Here is a 25,373-nt window from a genome sequence, read left to right as displayed (position 1 = left end):
ACTTATTCCCCGACGGTTACATCAGTATCCAGAATCGCGCGTTGCAATTGCTCGCTGGTTAATCCAAAGCGGCGTTCCCGGCAACTGAAATCTGCTATGGCCGCAGCGAATTCATTATCGTCAAAATCAGGCCATAGTACTTTACTAAAATATAACTCTGCGTAGGCTAGCTGCCATAATAAAAAATTACTGATGCGATGTTCACCACCGGTGCGGATCAGTAAGTCTGGTTCCGGCTGATCAGCCAGTTGCAGCTGATTAGCAATGTGTGCAGGGGTTATTTCGTTTACTGCTATGCTTCCCTGTACCGCCTGCGCAGCAAGCGCGCGAGCCGCTTGAGTAATATCCCAGCGCCCGCCATAATTCGCGGCAATATTAAGCTGTAAAGCGGTATTACCCGCAGTGAGCGCTTCGGCTTCAGCAATACGCTGCTGAATGCGCGGCGAAAACGCTGAAAGATCGCCAATAATGTTCAGTTTGACATTGTGCTTATGGATCTTTTTCACTTCACGCTTAAGCACCGTAAAAAACAACGACATCAGCACTGAAACTTCCTGTTCCGGACGGTTCCAGTTTTCACTGCTGAAGGCAAACAGGGTCAGCGACTCAATCCCTTTTTTGCGGGCAAAAGCAACTACCCGACGCACTGCTTCGGCCCCGGCTTTATGCCCAAAGGTCCGATGCTGCCCGCGCAACTTCGCCCAGCGTCCGTTGCCATCCATAATGATAGCGACGTGACGCGGCATACGAATTTGATCAACATCCACTGTATTCATTTTCTGAGCCATACAAGAAAAAACGCCGTGCAAGTATAACTGACACGGCGCTGTCTACCAATGCAGGAAATAAGCAATCGCTTAAACTTCCATCAAGTCTTTTTCTTTTTCTTCCAGCAACTGATCAATCTTACCAATATAGGTATCAGTCAGCTTTTGAATTTCATCTGCTGCGCGATGTTCCTCATCCTCTGAGATTTCTTTCTCTTTTTCGAGTTCTTTTAAATCGCTGTTCGCATCACGGCGGATATTACGAATCGCAACCCGTCCCTGCTCTGCTTCGGCACGTACTACTTTAACCAGATCACGACGACGTTCTTCAGTTAATACCGGTAAGGGTACCCGGAGCACGTTACCCGCAGTATTTGGATTCAGACCCAGATCAGATGTCATGATGGCTTTTTCAACTGCCGCCGTTGAGGACTTATCAAACACCGTCAATGCCAGCGTACGGGAGTCTTCAACCGTGATGTTAGCCAGTTGCTTCAGTGGTGTCGGGGTTCCGTAGTAAGGCACCATGATACCGTCCAGCAGGCTCGGATGCGCACGCCCGGTGCGAACTTTGGATATTTGTGCACGCAGCGATTCTAAGCTTTTCTCCATGCGTTCTTTGGCGTCTTGTTTAATCTCGTCTATCACGTTGTTTTCCCTTAATCTGTTATCACTTTTTTACCAGCTGGCTCAGTACCTATCAGTGTACCTATTTTTTCACCCATAATCACCGCCCGCAATGCGCCCGGCTTATTCATATTAAATACCCGGATTGGCAGGTTATGATCCCGCGCTAAAGTAAAGGCGGCCAGGTCCATTACTTTTAACTGGCGTTCCAGCACTTCATTATAACTGATTTGTTTAAATAATTCGGCTTTAGGATCTTTATTTGGATCGGCTGAATACACGCCGTCAACTTTAGTACCTTTGAGAACCAGTTCAGCTTCAATCTCGATGCCGCGCAAACACGCCGCTGAATCGGTAGTGAAAAACGGGTTACCGGTACCGGCACAGAAAATAACTACCCGGCCTGATTTAAGCAGACTAATCGCATCGGCCCAGTTGTAGCTGTCACAGACGCCATTCAGTTCAATTGCCGACATCAGCCGCGCATTTACAAAAGCCCGGTGCAGGGCATCCCGCATCGCCAGACCGTTCATGACTGTCGCCAGCATCCCCATATGGTCGCCAACAACACGGTTCATACCCGCCTTCGCCAGACCCTCACCACGGAATAAGTTACCGCCGCCAATGACCAGGCCAACCTGAACCCCGAGCTCGACAAGTTCTTTGATTTCCTGGGCCATGCGATCAAGCACTTTCGCGTCAATGCCAAAGGGCTCATCGCCCATCAGGGCTTCACCGCTTAATTTCAGCAAAATACGGCGGTAGGCTGGTTTAGGTGTTGTTGTCATCGATTTGCTCCATATGCTGATTAGCTGTTTATTATACGCGAAAAAAAACCGCATCCTGCCAGGCAGGGTGCGGTTTTTGTTATGTGCTTCTCGTCGACGGTTGCGACATTGGCATTACGCCTTTTTCGCAGCAGCCATTTGTGCCTGAACTTCAGCAGCAAAATCTTCCGATTTACGCTCGATACCTTCACCCACTTCGTAACGTACGAAAGTGACTACATCAGCACCTTTCTGCTTCAACAGTTCCCCAACAGTCATTGAAGGGTCTTTCACAAATGCCTGGCCAGTCAGGCTGATTTCGCCGGTAAACTTGCGCATACGGCCTTCAACCATTTTCTCAGCGATATCCTGTGGCTTGCCACTCTGGATAGCGATATCAAGCTGGATGCGACGCTCGTTTTCTACAACTTCAGCGTCAACGTCTTCCGGCTTCACGAATTGTGGTGCGCTTGCCGCAACATGCATCGCGATATCTTTTGCCAGTTCAGCGTCGTTACCGGTAATGGCAACTAAAACACCAATCCGACCGCCATGGACATAGCTCTCAACCAAATCACCAGCAGTGATAGTGGTTACGCGACGAACGTTCATGTTCTCACCGATTTTTGCAACCAGGTTTGAACGAACTTCTTCTACGCTAGAGCCGCCTTCCAGTTCGGTTTCTTTCAGCTTTTCAACGTCAGTTTCTTTATTTTCAAAAGCAACGTTGATAACTTTTTCACCAAAGCTCAGGAAGTTATCGTCCCGGGCAACGAAGTCAGTTTCGCAGTTCAGTTCAACTAACGTACCCACATTGCCTTCGGTTTTGGTCAAAATCACGCCTTCAGCAGCAACCCGGCCAGCTTTCTTAGCCGCTTTTGCCTGACCGCTTTTACGCATCAGTTCAATTGCCGCTTCGATATCACCACCGGTTTCTTCCAGCGCTTTTTTACAATCCATCATGCCAGCGCCAGTGCGCTCGCGTAATTCTTTAACCATAGCTGCGGTAATAGCCATGTATCTTGTCCTCTAATCAGATGACTTTATTCAGTTTCTTCTGCTTCAACGAAATCGTCAGCAGCTTTCCCTTCAACAACTCCACCACGCGCTTCGTTAATCGCGCTGGCTGCTGCATTCAGATACAGTTGAACTGCACGAATTGCATCGTCGTTGCCAGGAATTACATAATCAACGCCATCAGGGTTTGAATTGGTATCAACCACGGCAATTACTGGAATACCCAGATTGTTCGCTTCTTTAATAGCGATATGTTCGTGGTCAGCATCGATAACAAAAAGTACGTCCGGCAGACCGGCCATATCTTTGATACCACCAAGACTTTTTTCCAGCTTTTCCATTTCGCGGGTGTTAACCAGCGCTTCTTTCTTGGTTAGCTTTTCAAAAGTACCATCCTGGCTCATCGTTTCCAGTTCTTTCAGACGTTTGATTGACTGTCGGACGGTTTTCCAGTTAGTCAGCATGCCGCCTAACCAGCGATGATTGACGTAAAACTGTTTGCAATCGTTAGCTGCTTGCTCAACGGCGTCAGCTGCTGCGCGTTTCGTACCAACGAACAGGATCTTGCCGCGATTTGAAGCAACGTGCTGCAGGAAGTTCAACGAGTCGTTGAACATAGGCACAGTTTTTTCAAGGTTGATAATGTGAATTTTATTACGAGCGCCAAAAATGAAAGGCTTCATTTTTGGGTTCCAAAAACGGGTTTGGTGGCCGAAATGCACACCAGCTTTGAGCATGTCACGCATTGACACGTTTGCCATGATAATTTTCCTTTAAAAGGGGTTATGCCTCCATACATCCCATAGTTCGACCCCGGCTATCCCGGAGCACCCCGACCTATGTGTCGATGTATGTGTGTGTTTAAGTTCGTTCTGCAATCGAAATTGCGGGCGCTTTATACCATGAAAAGCAGGCTGGCCGCAAGTTTTAATGGTGGGTTTTATGCTTTGCCGGCGGCTCGTGAACTGCTAAACTAGCGCCTTACTCGCGCCCTTGCCGCGCCTTTACTCAATAGATTACGCGACTGAATATGGCTATTACGATAAAAACTCCGGAAGAAATCGAAAAAATGCGTGCCGCCGGGCGCCTGGCAGCATCAGTACTGGAAATGATCGAACCCCACATCAAAGCGGGGATAACCACGGCTGAGCTGGATAAAATCTGCCATGACTACATAATCGCTCATGACGCCTATCCGGCGCCGCTCAATTATCATGGTTTCCCGAAGTCTGTCTGTACCTCGCTGAATCACGTCGTATGTCATGGTATTCCGAATGATAAGCCATTAAAAGATGGCGACATTATGAACCTGGACGTTACAGTCAAACTCGAGGGTTATCACGGCGACACGTCAAAAATGTTTGTGGTTGGTCAACCCAGTATTCTGGCCGAACGCTTGATCCGGGTTACCCAGGAATCCCTGTACCAGGCCATCCGTATGGTGCGTCCGGGTATTCGTACCGGCGATTTTGCCGCCATTATTCAAAAATATGCGGAACAGCACGGCTATTCCATCGTGCGGGAATATTGCGGCCACGGTATTGGCGCGGTATTCCATGAAGAGCCGCAAATTCTGCATTACGGCACTGCCGGCACCGGCGACCTGCTGGCCCCTGGCATGTGCTTTACCATTGAACCTATGGTGAACGCCGGCAAGCGTCAGACCAAGCTTATGCGCGATGGCTGGACAGTATTAACCAAGGATCGCAGTCTGAGTGCCCAGTGGGAACACACCTTGCTGGTCACCGAAGACGGCGTTGAAGTACTGACCTTGCGTAGCGATGAAGACTTCCCACGTACTATCAGCCATCAGGGCGATTAACTATGTCCGCTGCTAAGGTGGCCACTGCGGCAGGCATAAGCTGGCCCGAGCCCCTTACCCTGACAGCAGGCCGGGAGTGTGCTGAACACTATCAGGACTGGTCTGCTAATGCCTTTGTTACCGCTGATATTGAATCCTTATTAACGGATCGCAGTGCTTTCGTTGATCAGCTAATGCAGCAACTCTGGCAAGCCTTTGAGCTTGACGGCTCTGACCTTGCCTTACTGGCAGTCGGCGGCTATGGTCGCGGCACCTTGCACCCAGGCTCCGACATCGATCTGTTGTTTTTGCACCAGACGCCGCTCAACTCGGGCACCAGCGAAGCGATAACGCAGTTCATCCAGCTATTGTGGGATCTTCGCTTTGATGTCGGCCACAGTGTTCGCACCATCGCCGAATGCATGGACGAAGCCGCAGCTGACGTCAGCGTCGCTACCAGCTTGCTCGAGAATCGGGTGCTTTGCGGCAACACGGAATTAGCGCAACAACTACGTCAACGGGTACACCACGACCTGCCCTGGAGCAGCCGCGCTTTTTATCAGGCAAAGTTAGCTGAGCAACAAGAGCGTCATCAGCATTACCACGGCACCTCTTATAATCTCGAGCCCAACGTCAAGAGCAGCCCGGGCGGTTTGCGCGATATTCAGACCATTGGCTGGATTGCCAAGCGCCACTTCCATACCCAGAACGACCGCAGCCTGGTGCAGTTTGGCTATATTAGCGCTTCCGAATTGCTGGAACTCAGGGAGTATCAGGAATTTTTGTGGCGGATTCGCTTCGCTCTGCATCTGGAAGCCGGCAAAAAAGAAGACCGCCTGCTGTTTGATTATCAGCCGGGGGTAGCGGCCCGTATGGGTTATGGCGAACCGGGCAAGCGCGCCGTTGAAGCCATGATGAAAGATTACTTTAATGCGGTGGTGGGCGTCAGCGAACTCAACGCTATGTTATTGCAGTTTTTTGAGCAGGCCATTCTGGGGCGCGAAGATCGCACCAGCTGTGAGAACCTCAACCAGCACTTTCAGCTTATTGGCCGCACCATAGCGGCGCGCTATGAAGGCGTATTCGAACAACCGCATCAGATCCTTGAGTTCTTTCTGATCATTGCTCAACACCCGGAAATTACGCATATTCAGGCCCATACCATTCGCCTGCTTCGAAATGCCAGACGGCAGCTTGAGCAGCCATTAAGTGATCACCCCGTTTGTCGCGCGCTGTTTATGCAAATATTGCGACACCCGAACGGCTGCGGCAGTGCCTTCACTTTTATGCATAAGCACAAAATTCTGGCCCATTACCTGCCCCAGTGGCAGCAAATTGTCGGCCAGATGCAATTTGATTTATTTCACGCCTACACCGTAGACGAGCACACCTTCCGGCTGGTCCGTAATTTGTATCGCTATCAGGATCCTGAGTTTAATCAGGACTTCCCGCTCTGCGCTGAACTTGTGAGCAACATGGCCAAGCCTGAATTATTGTATCTGGGGGGGATTTTCCATGATATTGCGAAAGGCCGCGGCGGTGACCACTCAGAGCTCGGGGAGCAGGACGCCCGTAACTTTGGCTTTTTGCATGGCCTGGACGAAGACGATACCGATTTAGTCGCCTGGCTGGTGCGCCAACATCTGCTTATGTCGGTTACTGCACAAAAGCGTGACATCCATGATCCTGAAGTGGTGCGTGAATTTGCTGCTGTGGTTAATACCCAACAGCGACTCGACTATCTTTATTGCCTGACCGTTGCCGATATCCGGGCAACCAATAGCAGTCTGTGGAATAACTGGAAAGCCACCCTGCTGGAAAACCTCTATCAGATTACCAGCCAGTTCCTGCAGCAGAGCAAGCCCTCACCTGCCCGCGAAATGCGCCAGCGTATTCACGAACATCAATCGCACGCTATGGGGCTACTCCTGAGCGCCGGCTATCAGGTGCGCGAAGTGCAGGAATTATGGGGCCGCTTTACCGCTGACTACTTTTTACGTCACCAACCTGAGCAAATTGCCTGGCACTCGCAGCACATACTTGGTGTGCGCGACGATGAACAGCTACCCTTGATCCTGCTGGGCGATGAAAATAACCAGGGCACTACAGAGCTGTTTATCTATCACCTGGAACACGAATACTTATTTGCCGCGGTCGCTGCAGTATTAGACAGTCAGGGGCTAAGTATTCATGACGCCCAGATTCTGGCCACCCGCGACGGCTATGTTATGGATACCTTTGTGGTGTTGCTGGATAATGGCGATCCCCTCACTAACGCGCGTCATATCGAATCGCTGAAGCAGCAGCTGCACGATGTATTGCGACAGCGTGAGCGGGTACCCGGCGGACAGCGCCGCTTGCCGCGCCGGCTGCGCAATTTTAATGTGCCTACCCGGGTAGAATTTGTTGCCGAGCGCCATCATCGCCGCAGCGCCTTTGAACTGACCGCATTAGACCGCCCAGGCCTGGTTGCGCGGGTTGCAAAAGTACTGCAGGAGTTGGATCTCAATATTTTAACCGCTAAGATCACTACAGTCGGTGAACAGGCTGAAGATTTGTTCATCGTTGCCACCCGCCGCAATGAAGCTCTCGACGAGCAACAGCGCCAGCAGGTTAAACAACGCATTATCGAAGCACTGGACAGTACACAGGAAACCACATGAGTAATTTACAGCAACGAATCGAAGAAGCATTTGAGCAGCGGGCAGAGATCTCTCCCAAGAATGTACCGGCGCAGCTCCATCAGGATCTCAACCAAGTTATCCAGCAAATTGACCAGGGCAAGCTCCGCGTTGCTGAGAAGATTGATGGCAACTGGGTTGTTCATCAGTGGCTGAAAAAGGCGGTGTTGTTGTCCTTCCGTACCCAGGATAATCATCTGATGAATGGCGGCGAAACCCGTTTCTTTGACAAAGTTGATAGTAAATTCATTGGCTATGACGATGCGCGGTTCCGCGCTGAAGGTATCCGCGTGGTCCCTCCTGCGATGGTCCGCAAAGGCTCCTTTATCGGCCGCAACGTGGTGCTGATGCCCTCCTACGTTAATATCGGCGCCTATGTGGACGAAGGCACTATGGTGGATACCTGGGCCACTGTCGGTTCCTGCGCTCAGATCGGTAAAAATGTTCATTTATCCGGTGGCGTTGGCATTGGCGGTGTACTTGAGCCGTTGCAGGCAAACCCGACCATCATTGAAGACAACTGCTTTATCGGTGCCCGTTCTGAAGTTGTGGAAGGCGTCATCGTCGGTGAAGGTGCTGTCCTTTCAATGGGTGTTTATATTAGTCAGAGTACCCGTATCTATGACCGTGAAACCGGTGAGATCCATTTTGGCCGTGTGCCGGCAGGAGCCGTTGTTGTGCCGGGCACCCTGCCCTCAAAAGATGGTACCCATGGCCTCTACGCCGCTATCATCGTCAAAAAAGTTGATGCGCAAACACGCGCCAAAGTCAGTATTAACGAACTGCTGCGCGCGGCAGAATAAATTTAATCGCTGGCAGGCTGAAAGGCGCGTAGCAGCTCTTCGGGAAGCGGCAGTTCAATCTGAACTGCCGTTTTTTTATGGGGATGGGTAAAAACCAGCCCGGTTGCCGCAAGAAGTAACCGTCGCAGGTCAAAATGCTGCTGGAAAAAGCGATTGTGCCGGCCGTCGCCATGATTAGTGTCACCGATTATCGGATGGCGCAGATGAGACATATGCCGGCGTAACTGATGTTTGCGGCCGGTATGGGGATGCAGCCGCATCAATGAATAGCGTGAGCTAGAATGTTTCTTACCAACAGCAAATGGCAGCTCAATCTGCTTTAAGCAGACATAATCGGTAATTGCGGGTTGTGCTTCTTTGTCCTGATCTGCCTGTTTATCCGCAATACGATCCAATTCTTCTTTTAACGGATAATCCAGAGTCCCGGAATCCAGGTAGCCCCGCACCACGGCGTGGTAGGTTTTTCGAACCTGGCGGGCAGCAAACTGTTCAGTCATTAAGCGCGCTGTGTCAGGATCTTTGGCAAACAGCAGAATTCCCGAGGTCGGACGATCAAGACGGTGCACCGGAAACACATGCTGACCAATCTGGTCACGCACCTGTTGCAAGGCAAACTCAGTCTCATGTTTGGCAATCCAGCTACGATGAACCAGTAGTCCCGCTGGCTTATCCACCGCAACCAGGTGCTCATCCTGCAATAAAATGGGCAGTTCAGACATCGTTAGCTAAAGGATCCGTTCCACTTAACAGGGTATCAAACTCACGCAGAATACGAATCAGACTCTCGTGGTGCTCTAATTCGTCATGGAAAACGTGGGTGGCCATGGGGCTCACGGCAATCTTCTGGGGTAAGGGATGCTCACCATCAATGATTTCCCACATCCTGGGCAACATAATAAATTGCAGCCACTGGTGAAAATCCAGGGTATCCATAGCAAAAGGTTCGCTACTGGCCAGCGCCTGCGCAGAAGGCAGCTGATTCTGCCATAATCCCAGACAGTTCAGTTCGGCCTCAATACGCTCTAACAACCTCGCGGCGCGCTGTCTTTGGTCCATTACTATCTCCACGGCGGGGAACTCGATATAATGGCGACATCTTTCAGCAAAATGATGCGTGATGCAAGTTTAATGGCTATTTTGACCCTTTCACAGTTACTGGATGCAGGCCAGAGCGAATTCTATATCTATGATCTCGGCCGGCGGCTGCAAGCGATAGAAACCAGCGAGTTTAACGCTATCGAGGCCCAGCAGGCGCCCTATCCTTTCCCGCTACAGGGGCATGCCTGGCTGGCGATTGTATTCTGGTCGCAGGCAGCTGAGGGCGCCACTGAACCTTTTCTCTGGTTTCTGAAGTTTCCGCTTGATGAGCGCGGACTTCTGGACTTGCAGGCGCAACAGGGATTTATTACTCAGGTGCTAACCCTATTGGGTAATAAGGTAACGGGCGCTCTGAATGAAGAGCAGCGGCAGCAACTGCAGCAGAGTCCGTACCTGTTTACTCCCGCTGAAGAAAAGCGCGCCGCCCTGCACGCCCGGTTGACTAAGCGGCTTGAACAGCCGCCCTCAGTTCACTACGAGACTGCCGAAAGCGCCCTGGCACAGCCTGAGGCCCCTCAGTGGCAACAGATAGGCCTGCAGGGGTTGCATGATGTCGCCGCCCGCTTGCATGCCGGGCAGCGACTCAGCGCGCAGATCGCCGACAATTTTCATAGTTACCCGCAGCCACTGCAACGGGCACTGGCGATAGCGCTGGAACACCAGTCGTCGCCCCAGCCGCTAACCGATGCCTTAGCCAAGCGGGTACTAAGTGAAGCTCAGCCGGGCGAACAACGTCTCAACCTGCTGCGCAGCTGCGCCAGCGCAAGTCATACCGAAGCAGTGCGTGACGCTGTCGCTCACTGCCTGGGAAATCCTGATCAGGATGAATTGGTGCTTATTCCGGCGCGCATGTGGTCTGCTCTACAGCCGGGCAACGAGAAGGTGAATCTACTGGAACTCTATATGCTGCGGCTGGCGGAATACCCGGCCATGCAAGCAGAGCGCCAGAACAACCAGCTGTTTGCCGCACTTACTGCGGATTTATTGCGGTTACCGGCCATTCGCCCGCACTTGCTGTCGTTGCTGCGCCGACATGATTTGCCATTGCCGCTGCAGCGGGCCTGGCGGCAGTTTACCGGAGTCAGTTCATGATGTTACTTGATGCCATACTGTTGCTGGCTATAGCCATGGTGTTCTGGTTATTCTGGCAGGGTCGGCGCCAGGCAGAGCATGCCCGCCGCTACGCGCAACGTTATTGTCAGCAACACCAGTTGCAGTTTCTCGATATTGCCTGGCGCGACGGCAAGCTGGCGAAAAAAGGCCGGCATTTTGGCTGGCTGAGTAATTATGACTTCGCTTTTAGCAGCGATCAGCAGAGCCGCTATGAAGGCGAACTGCAACTACTCAACTTACGGCTGGTGAATATTACTACTCCGCCTTATCGGCTCCCTGACGCCTGAAGCCAAGCAACCGCAGCCAGAAATCACGGTACATCACCCAATCGCCTAACAGTGAGTATGCCGGGTACTTAAAGGTCGCCGGCTTATTGTGTTCAAACAGAAAATGACCTAACCAGGCGAAGCCGTAGCCCAGCAATGGCACCAGCCATAAATAGACCCATTGCTGGGTCAGCAAAGCGAAAGCCAGCACAATAAGTACCAAGGTGCTGCCAATATAGTGGGTTGCCCGGCAGCGCGGGTCCGCGTGTTCTGCCAGATAATAGGGGTAAAATTCTTTAAACGAATTGAACTGCATGATCTGCTCCTGCCGCACCGGTATGAGGGTAAAAAAGTAGTTGTCCTGCAATCCCGCCGACTTGTAAATCCGTCACCTTACGATAATTGTGCTGCTCGAATAGCGGCAGATACTTTGTCTGGGTGATAAACACCGCGATACCAGCTGAATCACTGTTATCCTCCAGCACCTGCTCAGCAGCGCCGATCAGTAAGTGGCCCCAGCCATTTTGCTGATAGCGTGGGTGTACCGCGATAAAAGCCAGCATATGATAATGCCGATCGCTATTGCCGTTGGTCAGTTGCTCCTGCATCGCGCCCTGAATCAGAGCCTCTTTATCAATCAACTGGCGGGTACTGACATAACCCGCAGTCAATAGCATCTTCAGGCGCCAATGCCAGTATTTGCCTGGCCCGAAACTTTTGCCGGGCCGCGTCAGGCAAGCGACCCCCACCAGACTGTCGTCCTCAAAAATGCCAATCATCGGCTGGTCAGCTTCCCAGAAGGCATTAAGCTCTTCGCGTATCGCCGCGCGCAAGCGCTTTTCATAATCCGCCTTATCGGCCTGGAACAAGTCCATAAATAACGGGTCATCATGATAAGCCTGATACAGCAGAGAGGCTGCCAGCTTAAGCTCTTCTGCTACCAGATAGCGTAATTGCCCATCGCGCAACCGCGCCTGTTTTTTTACTGTCATTGTTGGTCTCGCTCGTCGCGTATTTTTTTGTGTGCTGGCTTTTCAAATTATCCCATTCCCGCTTAATTATCCACCAGCCGCGGGGCTAAATCATCAAGGAATTCTGCCAGGCCCGGTGCCAGTATTTCATGCTGTTCCCTGCCCGCAAATTCCAGGCCTACGGCCCCGGTTTGATTATCCATTGTCAGCAATAAATCGTCGGTTTCTTCGGCCAGCCCGATAAATAGCGTAACCGGCTGTTTCAGACGCCTCTTCATCAACACGTGCCCGGCCTGATTGCTCAGCAAACGATCGCCATCCTCAGGCCCGTGTACCTGCAACAACCAGAGCGGGTGCTGCTGCCAGGTTACCGCCAGATCAGCGGCAAACCAGCGTGAGTAAAAAGCCATCATATCCGGGTGAAATGGCTGCTCCAGCGCATTGGTCAAGTCGGAAAAATCAAGGGGCGTGGACTGCATAATGGGCTGCCAGCGCACCCAACCGTTGTTGGTCGGCTCGCCATATATCGGCGCCTCCCACTCCGGGTTGGCTTCCACCAGCAGTGGCCGGTCATGCTTAGCGTAAAACTGCTGGTAAGCTTCCAGTAGCCGGTCCATTTTTTCGAGTACAGTCATGTTAAAATCCTGAGTAGAAAACTGGTATCAATGTGAGGTCAGCGCTACAATGGCTGACTGCGTGAGATTTATACGATTAATTTGAGTTTAACAAGATAAGCGGTTTCGATGAAGCAACCCCTGGAACATTTATCCCTTGGTCGACCTACCGACTACCCTACCGCCTTTGATGCGGGTCTGCTACAGGCTGTGCCCCGGCAACTGAATCGCAGCACCATCGGCCTGAATGAAGCGGAGGAGTTACCCTTTCAGGGCCAGGATTACTGGACTGGCTATGAATTATCCTGGCTCAATACCCGGGGTATGCCACAGGTCGCTGTAGGTGAATTTGTCATCCCTGCCACTAGCCCGAACCTAGTTGAGTCGAAATCCTTTAAGCTCTACCTGAACAGCTTTAATGATTGCCAGTGGCCTGACTGGAACACAGTAAAAGATCAACTTCAGAAGGATCTCTCCGCATGTGCCGGTGCACCTGTGCACGTGAAGTTATTAACTGTGCAGCAAGCTCAGCGGCAACCTTTTACCGATATGTCCGGCGAATGCATTGATAACCAGGACATTAGCATCAGTGAGTATGATTATAATGCGGATCTGCTGGCCCACAGCAATAGCGCCAGGGTAAGTGAAACCCTGCATAGTCACTTACTGAAGTCTAATTGCCTGATTACCAATCAACCGGACTGGGGCTCAGTTATGATTCGTTATAGTGGCAAGACGATTGACCGGGCGGCGTTGCTTCGGTATATCGTTTCTTTTCGCCACCACAATGAATTTCACGAACAGTGCGTAGAACGGCTGTTTATAGATTTAAAAACCAGGCTGGCAATTGACCAGCTTACGGTTTATGCACGCTATACACGGCGCGGCGGACTGGATATTAATCCCTTCCGTTCAGACTTTGAACCGGCACCAGAGCCCGGTCGTCTTAGCCGCCAATGATACTAATAATAAGGACATAGAATGAAATTTACGATTTCCCCGCGCGGAAGCATGAGCTTACTGTCACAACTTGAAATAGAACGGCTGCAGCAAAGCAGCGACAAACAGCTCTATCGTCTGTTTCGCAACTGTTGTCTGGCCGTACTGAACGCCGGCAGCAAAACTGACAGCAGTGAAGAAATATTCAATAAATACGAAGACTTTGATGTTAGTGTCGTCAAGAGTGAGCGCGGTATTCAGCTTGAGCTGATCAACCCACCGGCTGAAGCCTTTGTTGACGGCAAGCTCATCGTCGGCATGCAGGAGCTGGTTGAAGCTGTACTGCGGGATATTCTGTTCACCGGTGAAACCTATAACTCACAGACTCTGGATTCAGCGGATACCCATACCCTCACCCACGTGGTATTCGATATTCTTCGCAATGCCCAGATCGTCCAGCCGAATCTCGACCCAAACGTCATCGTTTGCTGGGGCGGTCATTCGATCAATGAGGTCGAGTACAAATACACCAAAGAAGTTGGTTACCAGATGGGCTTGCGGGCCCTGAATATTTGTACCGGATGCGGCCCGGGGGCCATGAAAGGTCCCATGAAAGGTGCCACTATCGGGCACGCCAAACAGCGTATTTCTGATGGTCGCTACCTTGGCTTTACAGAGCCGGGCATTATTGCCGCCGAGCCGCCAAACCCGATCGTCAATGAATTAGTTATTCTGCCTGATATCGAGAAGCGGCTGGAAGCCTTCATCCGTTGTGCTCATGGCATTGTGGTATTCCCCGGCGGCGTTGGTACTGCTGAAGAGCTGCTGTATCTGCTGGGTATTCTCATGCACCCGGAGAACAAACGCCAGGTGTTGCCTGTGGTACTAACCGGTCCGGCCAGTAGTGCCGGCTACTTCGACGCCATTGATGATTTCATTGTCGCGACCTTAGGTGAGGCCGCGCGCGAGCTTTATACCATCATCATTGATGATCCTGTCGCCGTCGCCAAAGCTATGAAAGACGCTGCCCGTGATGTAAAAGAGTATCGTCGTGAAGTCGGTGACTCCTATTGTTTCAACTGGACCTTGCACATCGAAGAGCCGTTTCAGCGGCCCTTTATCCCGACCCATGATAATGTCAGAAACCTGAACCTTTTCCGCAATCAGGAACCCCAGTTGCTCGCTTCGGCGCTGCGCCGGGCGTTCTCATCGATTGTAGCCGGAAATGTGAAAGACGAAGGCATTCGTGCTATTCGTAAATACGGGCCATTTGAGATCCATGGCGAACGCGATATGATGCGTAAACTAGATGTACTGTTGCGGGCATTCGTTGAGCAAGGCCGGATGAAGTTGCCTGGCACTGTTTATCACCCTTGTTATCGGGTTATCACGGATTAATATCGACTAAGAAAAGTAAAAGGAGCACCGCGCCACTATGTCAAAAATGTTCAAAGTCGTCATCATCGGTTTTGCTATTTATCTGGCAGCCACTGCGGTCATTCTTCACTATTACAAAGCCGATCCTGAAAACATGAACTGGCAGGAACGTGAAACCTTTAACCTGAAACAGATTGGCCGGCTCGACCTGGGCATTCCCAAAGGCGATGTGATTCGCCTGCTGGGCTCGCCGGATATCAGTGAAGCCAAGGCGACCAGCGATGGTGAAGAGTTACTGGTGCTGTTTTACCGCACTCACCACGTCAAATCGGACGGCATTACTACCCGCGAAGAATGCACCCCGCTGTTATTCAAGAACGACGAACTTATCGCCTGGGGGGCGGACGCTTATAGTGACTATCAATCGTTTTAATGATTAGGCTCAGCCTTTACCAATATCCCTTCTGCTATAATTAACAACCACAGTCGGATGCCGCTAACGCGGCGCCGATGCCTCGTTTGTTCCTTTTCAGAAGTAGGATACCCTATGAGCACCGCAATCACTGTCATTCCCGGCGACGGTATTGGCCCCGACATCATCGACGCCACTATTAAGATCCTTGATAAAGCTGGCTGCGACTTTACCTATGAATATGCCAAAGCAGGCCTGACCGCCCTGGAAGCGACCGGTGAACTATTACCCCAGGAAACACTCGACGCGATCACCCGTAATAAGGCGACCCTTAAGGGGCCTTTAACGACCCCATCGGGTGAAGGCTTCACGTCGGTCAATGTGACCTTACGTAAAAAATTCGACCTGTACGCTAACCTGCGCCCGGTTAAATCCTTCAAAGGCACTCAGTCACGCTATGAAGACATTGATATTATTACCATTCGTGAAAATACTGAGGGTATGTACTCAGGGCTTGGCCAGACCACCTCTGAAGCAGGTGATCAGGCCCGCGCCATAAGTCAGATAACCCGCAAAGGTTGTGAGCGCATTTTACGTTTTGCATTTGATTTCGCTGAACGTGAGGGACGTAAGAAAATAACCGTGGTGCACAAGGCTAATATTCTAAAGACCACCTCAGGGCTGTTCCTGAAAATAGCCCGGGAAATCGCAGTGGACTACCCTAACATCGACTGCAATGAAATGATCGTTGATGCGGTTTGTATGCGGCTGGTAATGAATCCGGAGCAGTTTGACGTGATTGTCACCACCAACTTATTCGGTGACATTATTTCCGACTTATGTGCCGGACTGGTGGGCGGCCTTGGCATGGCCCCGGGCGCAAACATCGGCGACGATTCAGCGATTTTTGAAGCAGTACATGGCTCAGCTCCGGACATTGCCGGCAAAAATCTGGCCAATCCGACTTCAGTTATTCTGGCCGCTATCCAGATGCTCGATTACCTCGACATGCCAAAACCAGCACGCCGCATTCACGCCGCGCTGGCTGACACTATCGCCAGCGGCGATCGGACCACCCGGGATTTAGGTGGCACCCATGGCACCACCGACTTTACTCAGGCAATAATTGATCGCCTATAACCGGGATCGCTTATTCCGTAATGACGAAATCGCGCTGATACAACAGCTTTTGATTTAAGTCGGACAATTCCAGCTTCCAGGTTGTCCCCGGCTCAAGCTTCGGGCGTGTTACCCGCAGATTGAGGTGGGGATGACCTCCGGTAAGAAAGTGTTCCTTATAAATGGTTTCCTGCGTTGCTGTATCAGTCTGGGTCCAGCGGACCGCAATCACCGCCGCATCGCGATATCGGTCTGTTCCCTCAACATTTAGCTGAAAAATCACACCGAAAATATCATCCTCGACATATTCTGCTTTTGAAATAGTAGTTATCTCAGCGTCCTGCTGTTCGCTTCCGGGAATAAGCGAGTACTTTCCATAGGATGCACGAAAAGCACCGCTTTGCAGCTCGTCTAAACCGGTAACCGACTTATTCAGGTCATAGAAAACATGCAACCCGTTCACTAACCGGCTGCGTTGTTCACGAGTTAGTTCTGCCTCTGTAGATACCACCGCCAGCGCCCGGTTTATCAGTTTACGGGAGAGCTCAACAGCGCGCTCGTCAGTGAAATACCCTTCAAGATCCGTCAAGCAGGCTTCGGTATCACGCCAGGGCTCCGGCGCCAGACACTTAAACTGAATTTGATATAGCCTGGCTTCTCGTTCACTCTCACCTTTTACTAAAGTAGCGCGCTCTAAATAGCTGCTCGCCAGTTCCCAGTCCGGTTTAACCTGCTCGCCATGCAAATACATTCGGCCAAGCTGTACCCAGGCAGGCGCATAACCTTTTTCGCCGCTTAAATTGTAATAGCGAAGCGCCAGAGCGATATCTTTCGGTATACCTCTGCCCAGAAGATAGTCGCTGCCGACACTATACGCCGCTTCCCCGTTTCCGTAATTGGCCGCCAGCAGATTATATTCATGTGCACTTGGGCTGCGCGATTGAATCACGTCCTCATACCTGAGCCCCTCTGCTAATAAATTCAGATCTTCACCGAACACCTCTCGCTGACGGTCAGTCAGCGCTTCAGGATCGGGATAAGCAATACCCAGGGTGCGATATATAAAATCAACTTTAGCGGCTGCTTCATGCCGAGCGGCCCACCAGTTGTTATGGCTGTGGCCAGCGTTTTCATAATAAATCGATTCAACCGGATGGCTGTTTTGTTTAAGGACATAGTGGAACCGGTTGGTCTGCTCAAAGGCCGCGACTTGATCCTGCTTACCAGCGACCAGTAAAATTGGAGCTTCGAGCTTATCGGCAAAATAAACTGGCGAGACGTCCAATAATGCGTCGTTATTCTCACCAATTACTCTTGACCATTCCTTTTCACGGCTTTCACCCGACCGATAGTTACTCACGTTAAACACAAGGGGTAAGTCGTAAACCCCGAAACCCGCTACTACGCAGCTGTAAAGCTCGGGTTTTTTCATAGCCAGCATAACCGAGGAGTAACCGCCGTAACTGGTTCCCATCGCACAAAGCTTGTCGAATGATTTTAACTTACGGACTTCATCTACCGCCGCACTTATGTCTTCTTCAATCAACTTGCCGAACTGGCCAACTCCCTGCTCCATGAATGCCTTTCCGAAGCCCCATGAGCCACGGAAGTTAACTCGCAGAACCGCAAACCCGCGGCTGGTCAGATACTGTACTTCGGCATTAAAGCTATCAGTTTCCCGCACCCCGATTGGGCCACCATGGGGCATCACGATTAACACTGAATTACTCGCCGACTGAGGTAAATTTAAAAAGGCCTCAAGCGGTGTTCCATCCTTACTTGTAAAACGAATTCGCTCTGACTTACTGAATTGCTCATTCATCAATTCGTGGTACGAATAAGCTAATAGTTTCGCTTCCTTCGTTGCCGCTGAATACCAGTAGTAGCGCCCAGGTTCATCGGAACCGGCAACCCGTAAAATGCCGAAATTTTTATCATCACTTTGTGAGACGGTATACAAAGCTCGATCCGGAAAAGCCTCTTTTAACTGCTCAAAAAGATGCTGCTGAGAGTCGTTAAAGTACTTATATTCCAGCAGGCCGTGCTGAGAAAAGGCCACGTAATCGAGTTCGCCGTCTTCGGTAAAGCCAGCATCTTCAAGATCATAAAGCGGATGCTGATACAGAACGTCACTTAGCTCTTTTGTTTCATAGTCGTACGTTCGCACCACTATTTTGTCGGTATCAGCATTCGTAAGTACGCCTATTTTGGTCGGCGAGATAAACCCCAGAGGAACCCGCACAACCCGGCTGTCTTCATCGGCTTCATTTTCGCCATTCTTCTCGTTTTCAGGGTTTAAAATTAAAAAGGTCTGCCAGCTTTCGGAGCCGCGCTTCATAAACTTAAAATGAAGGCTTCCTTTCAACTTATTGAAGTGTACCCCGCCAAACCGGTCGAGTTTCGCATCATAGGCATAATCTATTATGTTTTCACCGTCATGTTGAATCCGTTGCGCCCGTGAAAAGTCGCTTTTTTTCAGATCCTCGATACTGACGCGAAACAAATCAAGGTATGGCGCGCCGGTTAAAATGGGTTGTTGAAAATAGACATAGTCAGGATTGTCAGCCACCCGGGCCACGACGCTCCCAATTATCGCAACCCTATCGTAACGCCCTGTACCATCGGCCAGGGTAATAATAAACTTTGCGTAATCCTGGCCGGTGCGTATTCTCAGAAATAACGTATTGTCGTTAAGCCACTGATATTTTGAAAAGCTTTGATCTTCGTTTAGTTGAAGCCGATAGATGACTTTATTGGTTAGCGGATCAGCAATATTTATGGCGGGATTGTCTGTTTCAACACCAACAAAGGAGATATAACGCCCCTGAGGCGATAACTGGAAACGTGAACTATCGGCTTTCTGAAACAGCGCAGCCGCGGAAATGGGCTCTGCCAAAGCCGGCACACCAAAGCTGATAAGTGCAATTAACAAAATGATTTGCGAGAGAAGCTTTTTCATTAGTCAGCACTCCCGTTTTGCGAGGCTACATAAGGCAGAAAGTGGTCTTTCCCGGGGCCGCCGTAATCCAGTGGATATCCTGCCAGAATGACCGGAAAATCCTGCTCCAGAAATTCCAGCGCCTGGGACGAGCGGTTCTCGAGCTCAATTGAGGCTCTACGTGCCCAGTAACCGCGAGATTTAACAACAAGATGACCAACATAGCTGATACGCTGCTTCTTAACATCAACCTGCCAGTTATCTTCATCGTCCAGAACAAACCGCTGGCTCGTACCCAGTGTTAACTCACTGATAGTGTAAACGCCGGCAGGAAGTTCTATCAGGATATAATTGGTTCCGGCACGTAGATCCTTATCACTCAGCCGTATAGATTTTGGTCCGTCTAAGTCGACAAAATTAAGATCGTGAGCAGTCTCAACACCAATCAGTAAATAGCCAGAACCACCAACTAGCGGGACCACTTCATCGGTGCGAATACTACTGACCCGGGTGGCACACCCGGCTACTAGAACGATAACAACGAAAATCCATAGCTGGCGCATAATAAACATCCTTATTTCTTATTTTTATTATAATTCCTATAACCAGCGGATGTGGACAGTTACCTCCTCCCGGTCATGATAAAGCTGCTTTGCCTGCAGTTCGTATTTGCCACGACCTTCTTCAACGAGTCTCTGTTTTATATTTTGCAAATATTCTGCAACAGAAGTATAACGTTTTTTCATCGGTAGTTTAAGATTAAAAATAGTCTCCTGGCAATCCCCATCAATCAACCAATCGGTAATTAAATCAGCGACGCGGCTTGGCTTCTCAACCATATCGCATACCAGCCAGGTGATATTTTTCTTTTTTGGGCGGAATTTGAAGCCGTCGGTGCGGATGTGTTTGACCTGCCCGGTGTCGAGCAAACGCTGGTCCATGGGGCCATTGTCAACCGCCTGCACCATCATGCCGCGATGCACCAGTTGGTAAGTCCAGCCGCCCGGTGCGGCGCCTAAATCCACAGCATTCATGCCTGAACTAATACGAGCTTCGCGCTCATGGGCCGGTACAAACACCTGAAAGGCTTCATCAAGTTTCAGAGTGGAGCGGCTGGGCGCGTCGGAGGGTGTGCGCAGACGCGGAATACCCATCAGCCAGGGTGACTGGTTATAGCTATAGGAATAGCCGATAACCAGGTGCTGGTTGTTAATAAAATACGCATGCAGGGTTGGTCGCCGATCACTTTCTTTATCCGTTAACCAGCCACACTGACGCAGGCCCTGCCGCAGCGGTACAGTGAACTTGCGGCAGAACTTCGATAGTTCTTTGCCGGTATTGGTATCCGGAGTCTCGACCCGCAAATCGCCAGCGGGTTTTACCTGGGCGAAGGCTTCCTGCACGCTTTCGTCTAGCAGCGCCAGTTGCACAGAACTAACCCGATCCTGTAGCGACAAGTCTTTGATTTCAGCGATAACCGAAACAAACTGGCGGGTAAAAATAAGTTCGCGCAACTGCAGTTTGCGGGCCAGATGGTCTGCTTCTTCAGGCAGGCAACGATAACTTACATAACCATCGCCGGACTGGGTCTGGCAATAGCCGTAAACGCCCAGCAGACCGCTTTTTTCCTGCAGTTCCGCAGCGCAGTCGCTTTCAAATCCAGGCCTGCAATAGGCCACTAATCCTGACATAGTTATTACCTGTTAATTTCGGTTACGAAAGTACTGATTCGGTCGATGGCACTCTGCCACAAGCCGGTGCGTTGCAGACCACTGCGCTTGGTCGGTAGCAAGCTGTGGTCACCGTTTTCGAGCCATTCCAGTTGCAGGTTTGCCGGTAACTGGTAGTCGGCCACTTCTGCTGGCCGCCCCAGGCTGTCGCGGGTACCCTGAATAACCAGATTCTGTTGGCAGCGGTTGTTTAAATCATCAACTCGCAAACGATCGGGTTTGCCTTGCGGGTGAAACGGAAACCCAAGGCCGATAGCTGCTCTCGCACCCGCCTCATCGGCGATCCGGAACGCCACCCGCGCGCCCATTGATTTACCCATCACAAACAAGGGTTTATCGTCGGCGAACTCACGAATAACGGCTTTCATGCAGTGTTCGAGTTGTGCCATTGGATTGGGCGGGCGGCGCACGCCCAGCTCCATAAACTGCTGCCAGTACGGGAAGTTAAAGCGGACTACTTCGATATCCTGCAGAGCCAGACCCATGGCAATAAACTGCATAAAGTCACTTTGCAGGCCAGCGCCGGCACCATGAGCAAATACGATACGTACAGCGCCCTCAGCCTGATCGCGCTGAATCGCCACCCGTTGCGCATCACTCATAGCTGTCCTCTTCTTCCTCGACCACACCGAGCAGCCAGTTGCGAAAGGTCGCGATTTTACCGACTTCTGCCTGGGTGTCACGACAAACCAGATAAAAAGATTTTGAGCGCGGTAACGCCTCGGGAAAAATCTGGATCAAATGGCCGGCGTCAATTTCCGGCTTTACCAGCACATTGTTGGCCAGCGCGATGCCCTGCCCGTGAACGGCGGCTTTCAGGGCCAGATTGGAATGACTGAATATAGGCCCGTTATCGCCTTTGTCTTTGTCGATACCCACCAGCTTAAACCAGTCTTTCCACGCGTTGCGGGTTTCGTCATGCAGTAAGGTATGATTCAGCAGATCACGAGGCTCACGCAAGGGTTTGCTGCTGTTGAGCAGCAGGGGTGAACAGACCGGCAGCAAAAATTCGTTATGCAGCTTGTAGGCTTTCAGACCGGGCCACTTGCCGGCGCCATAATAGATAGCAACGTCCACATCATCGGTCAGCGAGCCATCGACTTCGTCAACCGCACGAATCCGCACATCAATATCAGGGCAAGCTTCATGAAAGCGACTTAACCGCGGCACAAACCAGAGGATGGCAAAACTGGGCGGTAATGAAATCGTTAGTGAGCCGCGTGAGCTGGCGGTCTTCAGACGCTCGGTAGCCTGCACAATATCATCGAAAATGTCTTTAAGTTCGAGAAAATAAGTCTGGCCTTCGGCGGTAAGTAACAGTGAGCGATTGCGCCGTAAGAACAGCTTTACCCCCAGAAAATCCTCCAGCGCCTTCACCTGATGGCTGACCGCCGCCTGAGTTACGAATAACTCGACGGCGGCGCGGGTAAAGCTCAGATGACGGGCCGCGGCCTCAAACGCCTTGAGCGCATTTAATGGGGGTAATTTTCGCATCAGTTAATCGTTATAGTCGAACTCCACCGTCTATTTCTACCACACGACCACTAAAAAAGTCATTCTCAATGATATAGCGGGCGCTATGAGCAATTTCTTCCGGCTGCCCCCAGCGCCGCAGTGGCACCATACCCAGTGCACGATCAATAGCTTCAGGTTTCATCTGAGCGGTCATCGGCGTTTCGATAAAGCCAGGAGCGATTGCGCCGCAGCGAATTCCGAAGCGACCCAGTTCGCGTGCCCAGGTAACTGTCATCGCAACCACACCAGCTTTGGTCGCAGCATAGTTGGTTTGACCCATATTGCCGGCGCGCGCGACACTGGAGATATTGATAATGACGCCGCCATTACCTGCTTTGGCCATATGTGCTGCGGCTTCACGGCCACATAAAAAGCTGCCTGTCAGATTCACGTCAAGCACTGACTGGAACTGCTGCAACGGCATTTTATGGGTGATTTCACCGTCTTTGCACTTGATCAGCAGGCCATCGCGCAGGATACCAGCGTTATTGATCAGCACATTAATACCGCCAAATTCGGTGTTGATCTGCTCAAACACCTGTTCGACCGCTACTTCATCGGTCACATTCAGGGTATAACCGCGCACCTGACTGGCGCCTTTCTCTTTGCAGCTGCTCTCTGCCGCTTGCAGGGCTTCGGCATTCATGTCGATTAACGCCAGCGCTGCACCTTCAGCAGCAAAGTGTTCGGCCATCGCCAGGCCAAGACCCTGGGCGCCACCGGTAATTACAATCGTACTTTTGGCAATTTGCATGATGTTATCCGTTACTTCGTTTTCGGTTGAACGTATTTAAAAATACTGGAAAAGTCTTCCTGGCCATGGCCAAGCTGAGCCCAGCTACGGTAGAGGTTATGAGTCAGCGACCCCATTGGGGTCATTGCACCACTTGCCAGCGCTGCCTGTTGCGCCAGACCTAAATCTTTGCTCATCAGGTCGACCAGAAAGCCACCTTCATAGCCGTTACTGGACGGCACATTATCCATCACCCCGGGGCATGGATTATATACTTCTAAGGTCCAGTTACGACCGGAGCTCTTGAGCATGATTTCTGACAGGGTCTTGGCATCCAACCCGTGGGCTATCCCCAGTTGCAAGGCTTCAGCGGTACCGGCCATCAATACCGATAACAGCATGTTGTTACAGATTTTGGCAACCTGTCCGGCGCCACTTTCGCCAGCGTGAAATACGTTTTTACCCATGTCGTTAAGTACCGTACGGGCGTTCTCAACGGCTGCAGCTTCGCCACCACAGATGAAGGTCAGGGTGCCACCACGGGCTCCGGCAACACCGCCAGATACCGGCGCATCAATAAAGCGGATGTTCTCTTCAGCCAATCCGGCAGCAACTTTTCGGGCCGTCTCGGCGCTAATGGTACTGCAGTCAATCGCCAGGGTGTCTCTACCCAGTACCTTGTTCAGACCGTCTTCACCCAGATAAACCGCCTGTACGTGTTTATCAGCGGGCAGCATGGTAATAACAAAGTCGGCCTGCTCAGCCGCCTGGCGGGCTGATTCAGCGACCTGACAGCCGCCCTCCCGGGCCTGCTCCAGCGCCGCTTCAGATAAATCGAATACCTTAACGCTATGGCCGGCGTTAACCAGATTGACCGCCATTGGGCCGCCCATGTTGCCTAAGCCGATGAAACCTATTTTAGCCATGTGTTGTCCTCACTGTTCGTTAGTGGTGCCAGCGTTATTTACCCAGATCTTTTAGTGGGTGCTGATCGGCCGGCCAGGGCGAAGTGAAAAACTCATCCACTTCAGCGGCATTCACGTCCGCAACTGACTCGTGCTGCCATTTTGGATTTTTATCTTTATCAATTAACAGGGCCCGGATACCTTCGGCGAAATCACCACGAATCGCACACTTCACCGACAACGTGAGTTCCAGCCGGAAACAATCCGCCAGACTCAGATCCGCGCCATGCTGCAACTGGTTCCAGACAATATGCGCCGTCATCGGACAGCCAGCGGCAAGATTCGCACGCGCCCGGGCCAGCCATTTATCATCAGTATCATCGCTGACAATGGCATCGACCACGTCGACAATATCATCATGGGCGGTCAGCTGTTCAATATGGGCGCGGTGCGCTTCTACCTGACCCGCTGGTCGTGAACCGCTGTCGCGCCGCGCGATGCTGTCAATCGCATCACTGACTTTCTGATGGTTAAGTGCAGCGGTGTCGCCCCACTCTATGGCTTTCAGCTTATCCAGTAGCTCGGTCTTGCTGTCACTGCCGACAAAGTAATCGGCCAGATTCAAAAAGAGCGCATCAGCGCCATTCATCTGCGCGCCGGTCAGGCCCAGATACAGACCGCAGCCATCAGGCATCTGGTTCAGGAAATGGGTCGCGCCTACATCGGGATACAGGCCAATAGTGATTTCCGGCATGGCCAGTAGCGACCGTTCGGTAACGATCCGATGGCTGGCACCGTTCATCAGCCCCATACCACCGCCCATCACAATGCCATGCCCCCAGAGTACCAAGGGCTTCGGAAAGCGATGAATGGTGTAATCCAGGCGGTACTCCCTAGTAAAGAAGTCGGCCACTTCATCAACCAGTTTGCCTGGCTTATCGACCATAGCCTTATACATGGCCACAATATCACCGCCGGCACAGAAGGCTTTTTCACCGGCGCCCTGCAGCCAGACGCAGGCGATATCGTCATCAGCAGCCCATAAATCCAGTTGTGGCTGCAGCAGACCGATCATATCCAGGCTCAACGCGTTCAGCGATTTTTCTGAATTAAGGGTGGCAACCCCTATGCGTTTGCCACCTGCTGCAGAAATTTCATCAAATAACACAACGTTTTCCAT

27 protein-coding genes are annotated in these 25,373 nt (G+C 51.3%); 9 read left to right on the top strand and 18 right to left on the bottom strand.

All coding sequences use genetic code 11. The features are described from left to right. Positions 1–2 precede the first annotated feature (2 nt). The 5 genes from uppS to rpsB all read right to left on the bottom strand — a co-directional run bounded on the left by uppS (position 3) and on the right by rpsB (position 3,939). Entirely contained in the window at positions 3–788 is a 786-nt protein-coding gene (gene uppS / locus R3196_RS00215) for a polyprenyl diphosphate synthase (protein ID WP_318934593.1), read from the bottom strand. A 69-nt stretch (positions 789–857) separates the two neighbouring features. Further along, positions 858–1,415: a ribosome recycling factor gene (frr, locus tag R3196_RS00210; RefSeq protein WP_318934592.1), complete on the bottom strand. Its 558-nt coding sequence runs from the start codon at positions 1,413–1,415 to the stop codon at positions 858–860. 11 nt (positions 1,416–1,426) lie between these two features. After that, positions 1,427–2,182 (bottom strand): UMP kinase, encoded by a 756-nt coding sequence (pyrH, locus tag R3196_RS00205; RefSeq protein ID WP_318934591.1) that lies wholly within the window; start codon positions 2,180–2,182, stop codon positions 1,427–1,429. A 114-nt stretch (positions 2,183–2,296) separates the two neighbouring features. Then, the gene (gene tsf, locus R3196_RS00200) at positions 2,297–3,178 is read right to left on the bottom strand and encodes a translation elongation factor Ts (protein WP_318934590.1); all 882 of its coding nucleotides are present in this window, start codon (positions 3,176–3,178) and stop codon (positions 2,297–2,299) included. 26 nt (positions 3,179–3,204) lie between these two features. After that, positions 3,205–3,939, bottom strand: a complete 735-nt coding sequence (gene rpsB, locus R3196_RS00195) for a 30S ribosomal protein S2 (RefSeq protein ID WP_318934589.1) — start codon at positions 3,937–3,939, stop codon at positions 3,205–3,207. Between the two features lie 269 nt (positions 3,940–4,208). On the opposite strand from rpsB, the gene map reads away from it, so the two are divergent. From map to dapD, 3 genes are read left to right on the top strand one after another with little or no spacing between them, the layout of a single operon-like run. Further along, on the top strand, positions 4,209–5,000 hold the full coding sequence (gene map / locus R3196_RS00190; RefSeq protein WP_318934588.1) for a type I methionyl aminopeptidase: 792 nt from the start codon (positions 4,209–4,211) through the stop codon (positions 4,998–5,000). 2 nt (positions 5,001–5,002) lie between these two features. Beyond that, positions 5,003–7,642 (top strand): [protein-PII] uridylyltransferase, encoded by a 2,640-nt coding sequence (glnD, locus tag R3196_RS00185; RefSeq protein ID WP_318934587.1) that lies wholly within the window; start codon positions 5,003–5,005, stop codon positions 7,640–7,642. Further along, positions 7,639–8,463, top strand: coding sequence for a 2,3,4,5-tetrahydropyridine-2,6-dicarboxylate N-succinyltransferase (gene dapD, locus R3196_RS00180; RefSeq protein ID WP_318934586.1), 825 nt, complete (start codon positions 7,639–7,641; stop codon positions 8,461–8,463). Before glnD ends, dapD begins: the two co-directional genes overlap by 4 nt. 2 nt (positions 8,464–8,465) lie before the next feature. Here the strand turns inward: dapD and truC are convergent, their stop codons facing one another. Continuing rightward, positions 8,466–9,182 carry a tRNA pseudouridine(65) synthase TruC gene (truC, locus tag R3196_RS00175; protein WP_318934585.1) on the bottom strand — a complete coding sequence of 239 codons (717 nt, stop codon included), beginning with the start codon at positions 9,180–9,182 and terminating at the stop codon, positions 8,466–8,468. Beyond that, the gene (locus R3196_RS00170; RefSeq protein ID WP_318934584.1) at positions 9,175–9,519 is read right to left on the bottom strand and encodes a YqcC family protein; all 345 of its coding nucleotides are present in this window, start codon (positions 9,517–9,519) and stop codon (positions 9,175–9,177) included. The genes truC and R3196_RS00170 overlap by 8 nt, the downstream gene beginning before the upstream one ends. A 30-nt stretch (positions 9,520–9,549) precedes the next feature. Here R3196_RS00170 and R3196_RS00165 point away from each other — a divergent pair, with 30 nt between their 5' ends. After that, positions 9,550–10,653: a DUF3549 family protein gene (locus R3196_RS00165; protein WP_318934583.1), complete on the top strand. Its 1,104-nt coding sequence runs from the start codon at positions 9,550–9,552 to the stop codon at positions 10,651–10,653. Beyond that, complete coding sequence (locus tag R3196_RS00160; protein WP_318934582.1) at positions 10,650–10,961, top strand: DUF3301 domain-containing protein; 312 nt, start codon at positions 10,650–10,652, stop codon at positions 10,959–10,961. Before R3196_RS00165 ends, R3196_RS00160 begins: the two co-directional genes overlap by 4 nt. Here R3196_RS00160 and R3196_RS00155 read toward each other — a convergent pair. The 3 genes from R3196_RS00155 to R3196_RS00145 all read right to left on the bottom strand — a co-directional run bounded on the left by R3196_RS00155 (position 10,930) and on the right by R3196_RS00145 (position 12,546). Next, positions 10,930–11,256, bottom strand: coding sequence for a DUF962 domain-containing protein (locus tag R3196_RS00155; protein WP_318934581.1), 327 nt, complete (start codon positions 11,254–11,256; stop codon positions 10,930–10,932). The genes R3196_RS00160 and R3196_RS00155 overlap by 32 nt on opposite strands. After that, a complete protein-coding gene (locus R3196_RS00150; protein ID WP_318934580.1) occupies positions 11,237–11,932 on the bottom strand; it encodes a GNAT family N-acetyltransferase in 696 nt (231 codons plus the stop codon). The genes R3196_RS00155 and R3196_RS00150 overlap by 20 nt, the downstream gene beginning before the upstream one ends. A gap of 62 nt (positions 11,933–11,994) precedes the next feature. Next, complete coding sequence (locus R3196_RS00145; protein ID WP_318934579.1) at positions 11,995–12,546, bottom strand: SecY-interacting protein Syd; 552 nt, start codon at positions 12,544–12,546, stop codon at positions 11,995–11,997. 108 nt (positions 12,547–12,654) lie between these two features. On the opposite strand from R3196_RS00145, the gene queF reads away from it, so the two are divergent. The 4 genes from queF (at position 12,655) to R3196_RS00125 (ending at position 16,393) form a co-directional block, all read left to right on the top strand. After that, positions 12,655–13,485: an NADPH-dependent 7-cyano-7-deazaguanine reductase QueF gene (gene queF, locus R3196_RS00140; protein ID WP_318934578.1), complete on the top strand. Its 831-nt coding sequence runs from the start codon at positions 12,655–12,657 to the stop codon at positions 13,483–13,485. 21 nt (positions 13,486–13,506) lie between these two features. Further along, positions 13,507–14,862 carry a nucleotide 5'-monophosphate nucleosidase PpnN gene (ppnN, locus tag R3196_RS00135; RefSeq protein ID WP_318934577.1) on the top strand — a complete coding sequence of 452 codons (1,356 nt, stop codon included), beginning with the start codon at positions 13,507–13,509 and terminating at the stop codon, positions 14,860–14,862. 37 nt (positions 14,863–14,899) lie between these two features. Next, positions 14,900–15,274 (top strand): DUF3192 domain-containing protein, encoded by a 375-nt coding sequence (locus R3196_RS00130; protein ID WP_318934576.1) that lies wholly within the window; start codon positions 14,900–14,902, stop codon positions 15,272–15,274. 114 nt (positions 15,275–15,388) lie between these two features. Next, a complete protein-coding gene (locus R3196_RS00125; protein ID WP_318934575.1) occupies positions 15,389–16,393 on the top strand; it encodes an isocitrate dehydrogenase in 1,005 nt (334 codons plus the stop codon). A 10-nt stretch (positions 16,394–16,403) separates the two neighbouring features. On the opposite strand, the gene R3196_RS00120 is transcribed toward R3196_RS00125, so the two are convergent. The 8 genes from R3196_RS00120 to R3196_RS00085 are packed head-to-tail and all read right to left on the bottom strand — an operon-like array spanning position 16,404 to position 25,373. Next, positions 16,404–19,331, bottom strand: coding sequence for a prolyl oligopeptidase family serine peptidase (locus R3196_RS00120; protein ID WP_318934574.1), 2,928 nt, complete (start codon positions 19,329–19,331; stop codon positions 16,404–16,406). Further along, positions 19,331–19,873 (bottom strand): hypothetical protein, encoded by a 543-nt coding sequence (locus R3196_RS00115; protein ID WP_318934573.1) that lies wholly within the window; start codon positions 19,871–19,873, stop codon positions 19,331–19,333. Before R3196_RS00115 ends, R3196_RS00120 begins: the two co-directional genes overlap by 1 nt. A gap of 36 nt (positions 19,874–19,909) precedes the next feature. Further along, the gene (gene rlmM, locus R3196_RS00110; protein ID WP_318934572.1) at positions 19,910–21,001 is read right to left on the bottom strand and encodes a 23S rRNA (cytidine(2498)-2'-O)-methyltransferase RlmM; all 1,092 of its coding nucleotides are present in this window, start codon (positions 20,999–21,001) and stop codon (positions 19,910–19,912) included. Between the two features lie 5 nt (positions 21,002–21,006). Next, positions 21,007–21,642: an alpha/beta family hydrolase gene (locus R3196_RS00105; RefSeq protein ID WP_318934571.1), complete on the bottom strand. Its 636-nt coding sequence runs from the start codon at positions 21,640–21,642 to the stop codon at positions 21,007–21,009. After that, positions 21,635–22,534: a transcriptional regulator GcvA gene (locus R3196_RS00100; protein WP_318934570.1), complete on the bottom strand. Its 900-nt coding sequence runs from the start codon at positions 22,532–22,534 to the stop codon at positions 21,635–21,637. The genes R3196_RS00105 and R3196_RS00100 overlap by 8 nt, the downstream gene beginning before the upstream one ends. 10 nt (positions 22,535–22,544) lie before the next feature. Beyond that, positions 22,545–23,309, bottom strand: coding sequence for an SDR family oxidoreductase (locus R3196_RS00095; RefSeq protein WP_318934569.1), 765 nt, complete (start codon positions 23,307–23,309; stop codon positions 22,545–22,547). Between the two features lie 11 nt (positions 23,310–23,320). After that, positions 23,321–24,214 (bottom strand): 3-hydroxyisobutyrate dehydrogenase, encoded by an 894-nt coding sequence (gene mmsB, locus R3196_RS00090; RefSeq protein ID WP_318934568.1) that lies wholly within the window; start codon positions 24,212–24,214, stop codon positions 23,321–23,323. Between the two features lie 34 nt (positions 24,215–24,248). Beyond that, complete coding sequence (locus R3196_RS00085) at positions 24,249–25,373, bottom strand: enoyl-CoA hydratase/isomerase family protein (RefSeq protein WP_318934567.1); 1,125 nt, start codon at positions 25,371–25,373, stop codon at positions 24,249–24,251.

It is taken from the genome of Pseudidiomarina sp. (assembly GCF_033722695.1).
Lineage (GTDB): Bacteria > Pseudomonadota > Gammaproteobacteria > Enterobacterales > Alteromonadaceae > Pseudidiomarina.
This window is presented reverse-complemented; position numbering and strand designations above follow the sequence as displayed.

What these genes read in the sequence shown, in the direction of transcription:
- uppS (WP_318934593.1), bottom strand. Translation starts at nt 788, where the DNA reads ATGGCTCAGAAAATGAATACAGTGGATGTTGATCAAATTCGTATGCCG.
- pyrH (WP_318934591.1), bottom strand. Translation starts at nt 2,182, where the DNA reads ATGACAACAACACCTAAACCAGCCTACCGCCGTATTTTGCTGAAATTA.
- tsf (WP_318934590.1), bottom strand. Translation starts at nt 3,178, where the DNA reads ATGGCTATTACCGCAGCTATGGTTAAAGAATTACGCGAGCGCACTGGC.
- rpsB (WP_318934589.1), bottom strand. Translation starts at nt 3,939, where the DNA reads ATGGCAAACGTGTCAATGCGTGACATGCTCAAAGCTGGTGTGCATTTC.
- map (WP_318934588.1), top strand. Translation starts at nt 4,209, where the DNA reads ATGGCTATTACGATAAAAACTCCGGAAGAAATCGAAAAAATGCGTGCC.
- glnD (WP_318934587.1), top strand. Translation starts at nt 5,003, where the DNA reads ATGTCCGCTGCTAAGGTGGCCACTGCGGCAGGCATAAGCTGGCCCGAG.
- dapD (WP_318934586.1), top strand. Translation starts at nt 7,639, where the DNA reads ATGAGTAATTTACAGCAACGAATCGAAGAAGCATTTGAGCAGCGGGCA.
- truC (WP_318934585.1), bottom strand. Translation starts at nt 9,182, where the DNA reads ATGTCTGAACTGCCCATTTTATTGCAGGATGAGCACCTGGTTGCGGTG.
- R3196_RS00170 (WP_318934584.1), bottom strand. Translation starts at nt 9,519, where the DNA reads ATGGACCAAAGACAGCGCGCCGCGAGGTTGTTAGAGCGTATTGAGGCC.
- R3196_RS00165 (WP_318934583.1), top strand. Translation starts at nt 9,550, where the DNA reads ATGGCGACATCTTTCAGCAAAATGATGCGTGATGCAAGTTTAATGGCT.
- R3196_RS00160 (WP_318934582.1), top strand. Translation starts at nt 10,650, where the DNA reads ATGATGTTACTTGATGCCATACTGTTGCTGGCTATAGCCATGGTGTTC.
- R3196_RS00155 (WP_318934581.1), bottom strand. Translation starts at nt 11,256, where the DNA reads ATGCAGTTCAATTCGTTTAAAGAATTTTACCCCTATTATCTGGCAGAA.
- R3196_RS00150 (WP_318934580.1), bottom strand. Translation starts at nt 11,932, where the DNA reads ATGACAGTAAAAAAACAGGCGCGGTTGCGCGATGGGCAATTACGCTAT.
- R3196_RS00145 (WP_318934579.1), bottom strand. Translation starts at nt 12,546, where the DNA reads ATGACTGTACTCGAAAAAATGGACCGGCTACTGGAAGCTTACCAGCAG.
- queF (WP_318934578.1), top strand. Translation starts at nt 12,655, where the DNA reads ATGAAGCAACCCCTGGAACATTTATCCCTTGGTCGACCTACCGACTAC.
- ppnN (WP_318934577.1), top strand. Translation starts at nt 13,507, where the DNA reads ATGAAATTTACGATTTCCCCGCGCGGAAGCATGAGCTTACTGTCACAA.
- R3196_RS00130 (WP_318934576.1), top strand. Translation starts at nt 14,900, where the DNA reads ATGTCAAAAATGTTCAAAGTCGTCATCATCGGTTTTGCTATTTATCTG.
- R3196_RS00125 (WP_318934575.1), top strand. Translation starts at nt 15,389, where the DNA reads ATGAGCACCGCAATCACTGTCATTCCCGGCGACGGTATTGGCCCCGAC.
- R3196_RS00120 (WP_318934574.1), bottom strand. Translation starts at nt 19,331, where the DNA reads ATGAAAAAGCTTCTCTCGCAAATCATTTTGTTAATTGCACTTATCAGC.
- R3196_RS00115 (WP_318934573.1), bottom strand. Translation starts at nt 19,873, where the DNA reads ATGCGCCAGCTATGGATTTTCGTTGTTATCGTTCTAGTAGCCGGGTGT.
- rlmM (WP_318934572.1), bottom strand. Translation starts at nt 21,001, where the DNA reads ATGTCAGGATTAGTGGCCTATTGCAGGCCTGGATTTGAAAGCGACTGC.
- R3196_RS00105 (WP_318934571.1), bottom strand. Translation starts at nt 21,642, where the DNA reads ATGAGTGATGCGCAACGGGTGGCGATTCAGCGCGATCAGGCTGAGGGC.
- R3196_RS00100 (WP_318934570.1), bottom strand. Translation starts at nt 22,534, where the DNA reads ATGCGAAAATTACCCCCATTAAATGCGCTCAAGGCGTTTGAGGCCGCG.
- R3196_RS00095 (WP_318934569.1), bottom strand. Translation starts at nt 23,309, where the DNA reads ATGCAAATTGCCAAAAGTACGATTGTAATTACCGGTGGCGCCCAGGGT.
- mmsB (WP_318934568.1), bottom strand. Translation starts at nt 24,214, where the DNA reads ATGGCTAAAATAGGTTTCATCGGCTTAGGCAACATGGGCGGCCCAATG.
- R3196_RS00085 (WP_318934567.1), bottom strand. Translation starts at nt 25,373, where the DNA reads ATGGAAAACGTTGTGTTATTTGATGAAATTTCTGCAGCAGGTGGCAAA.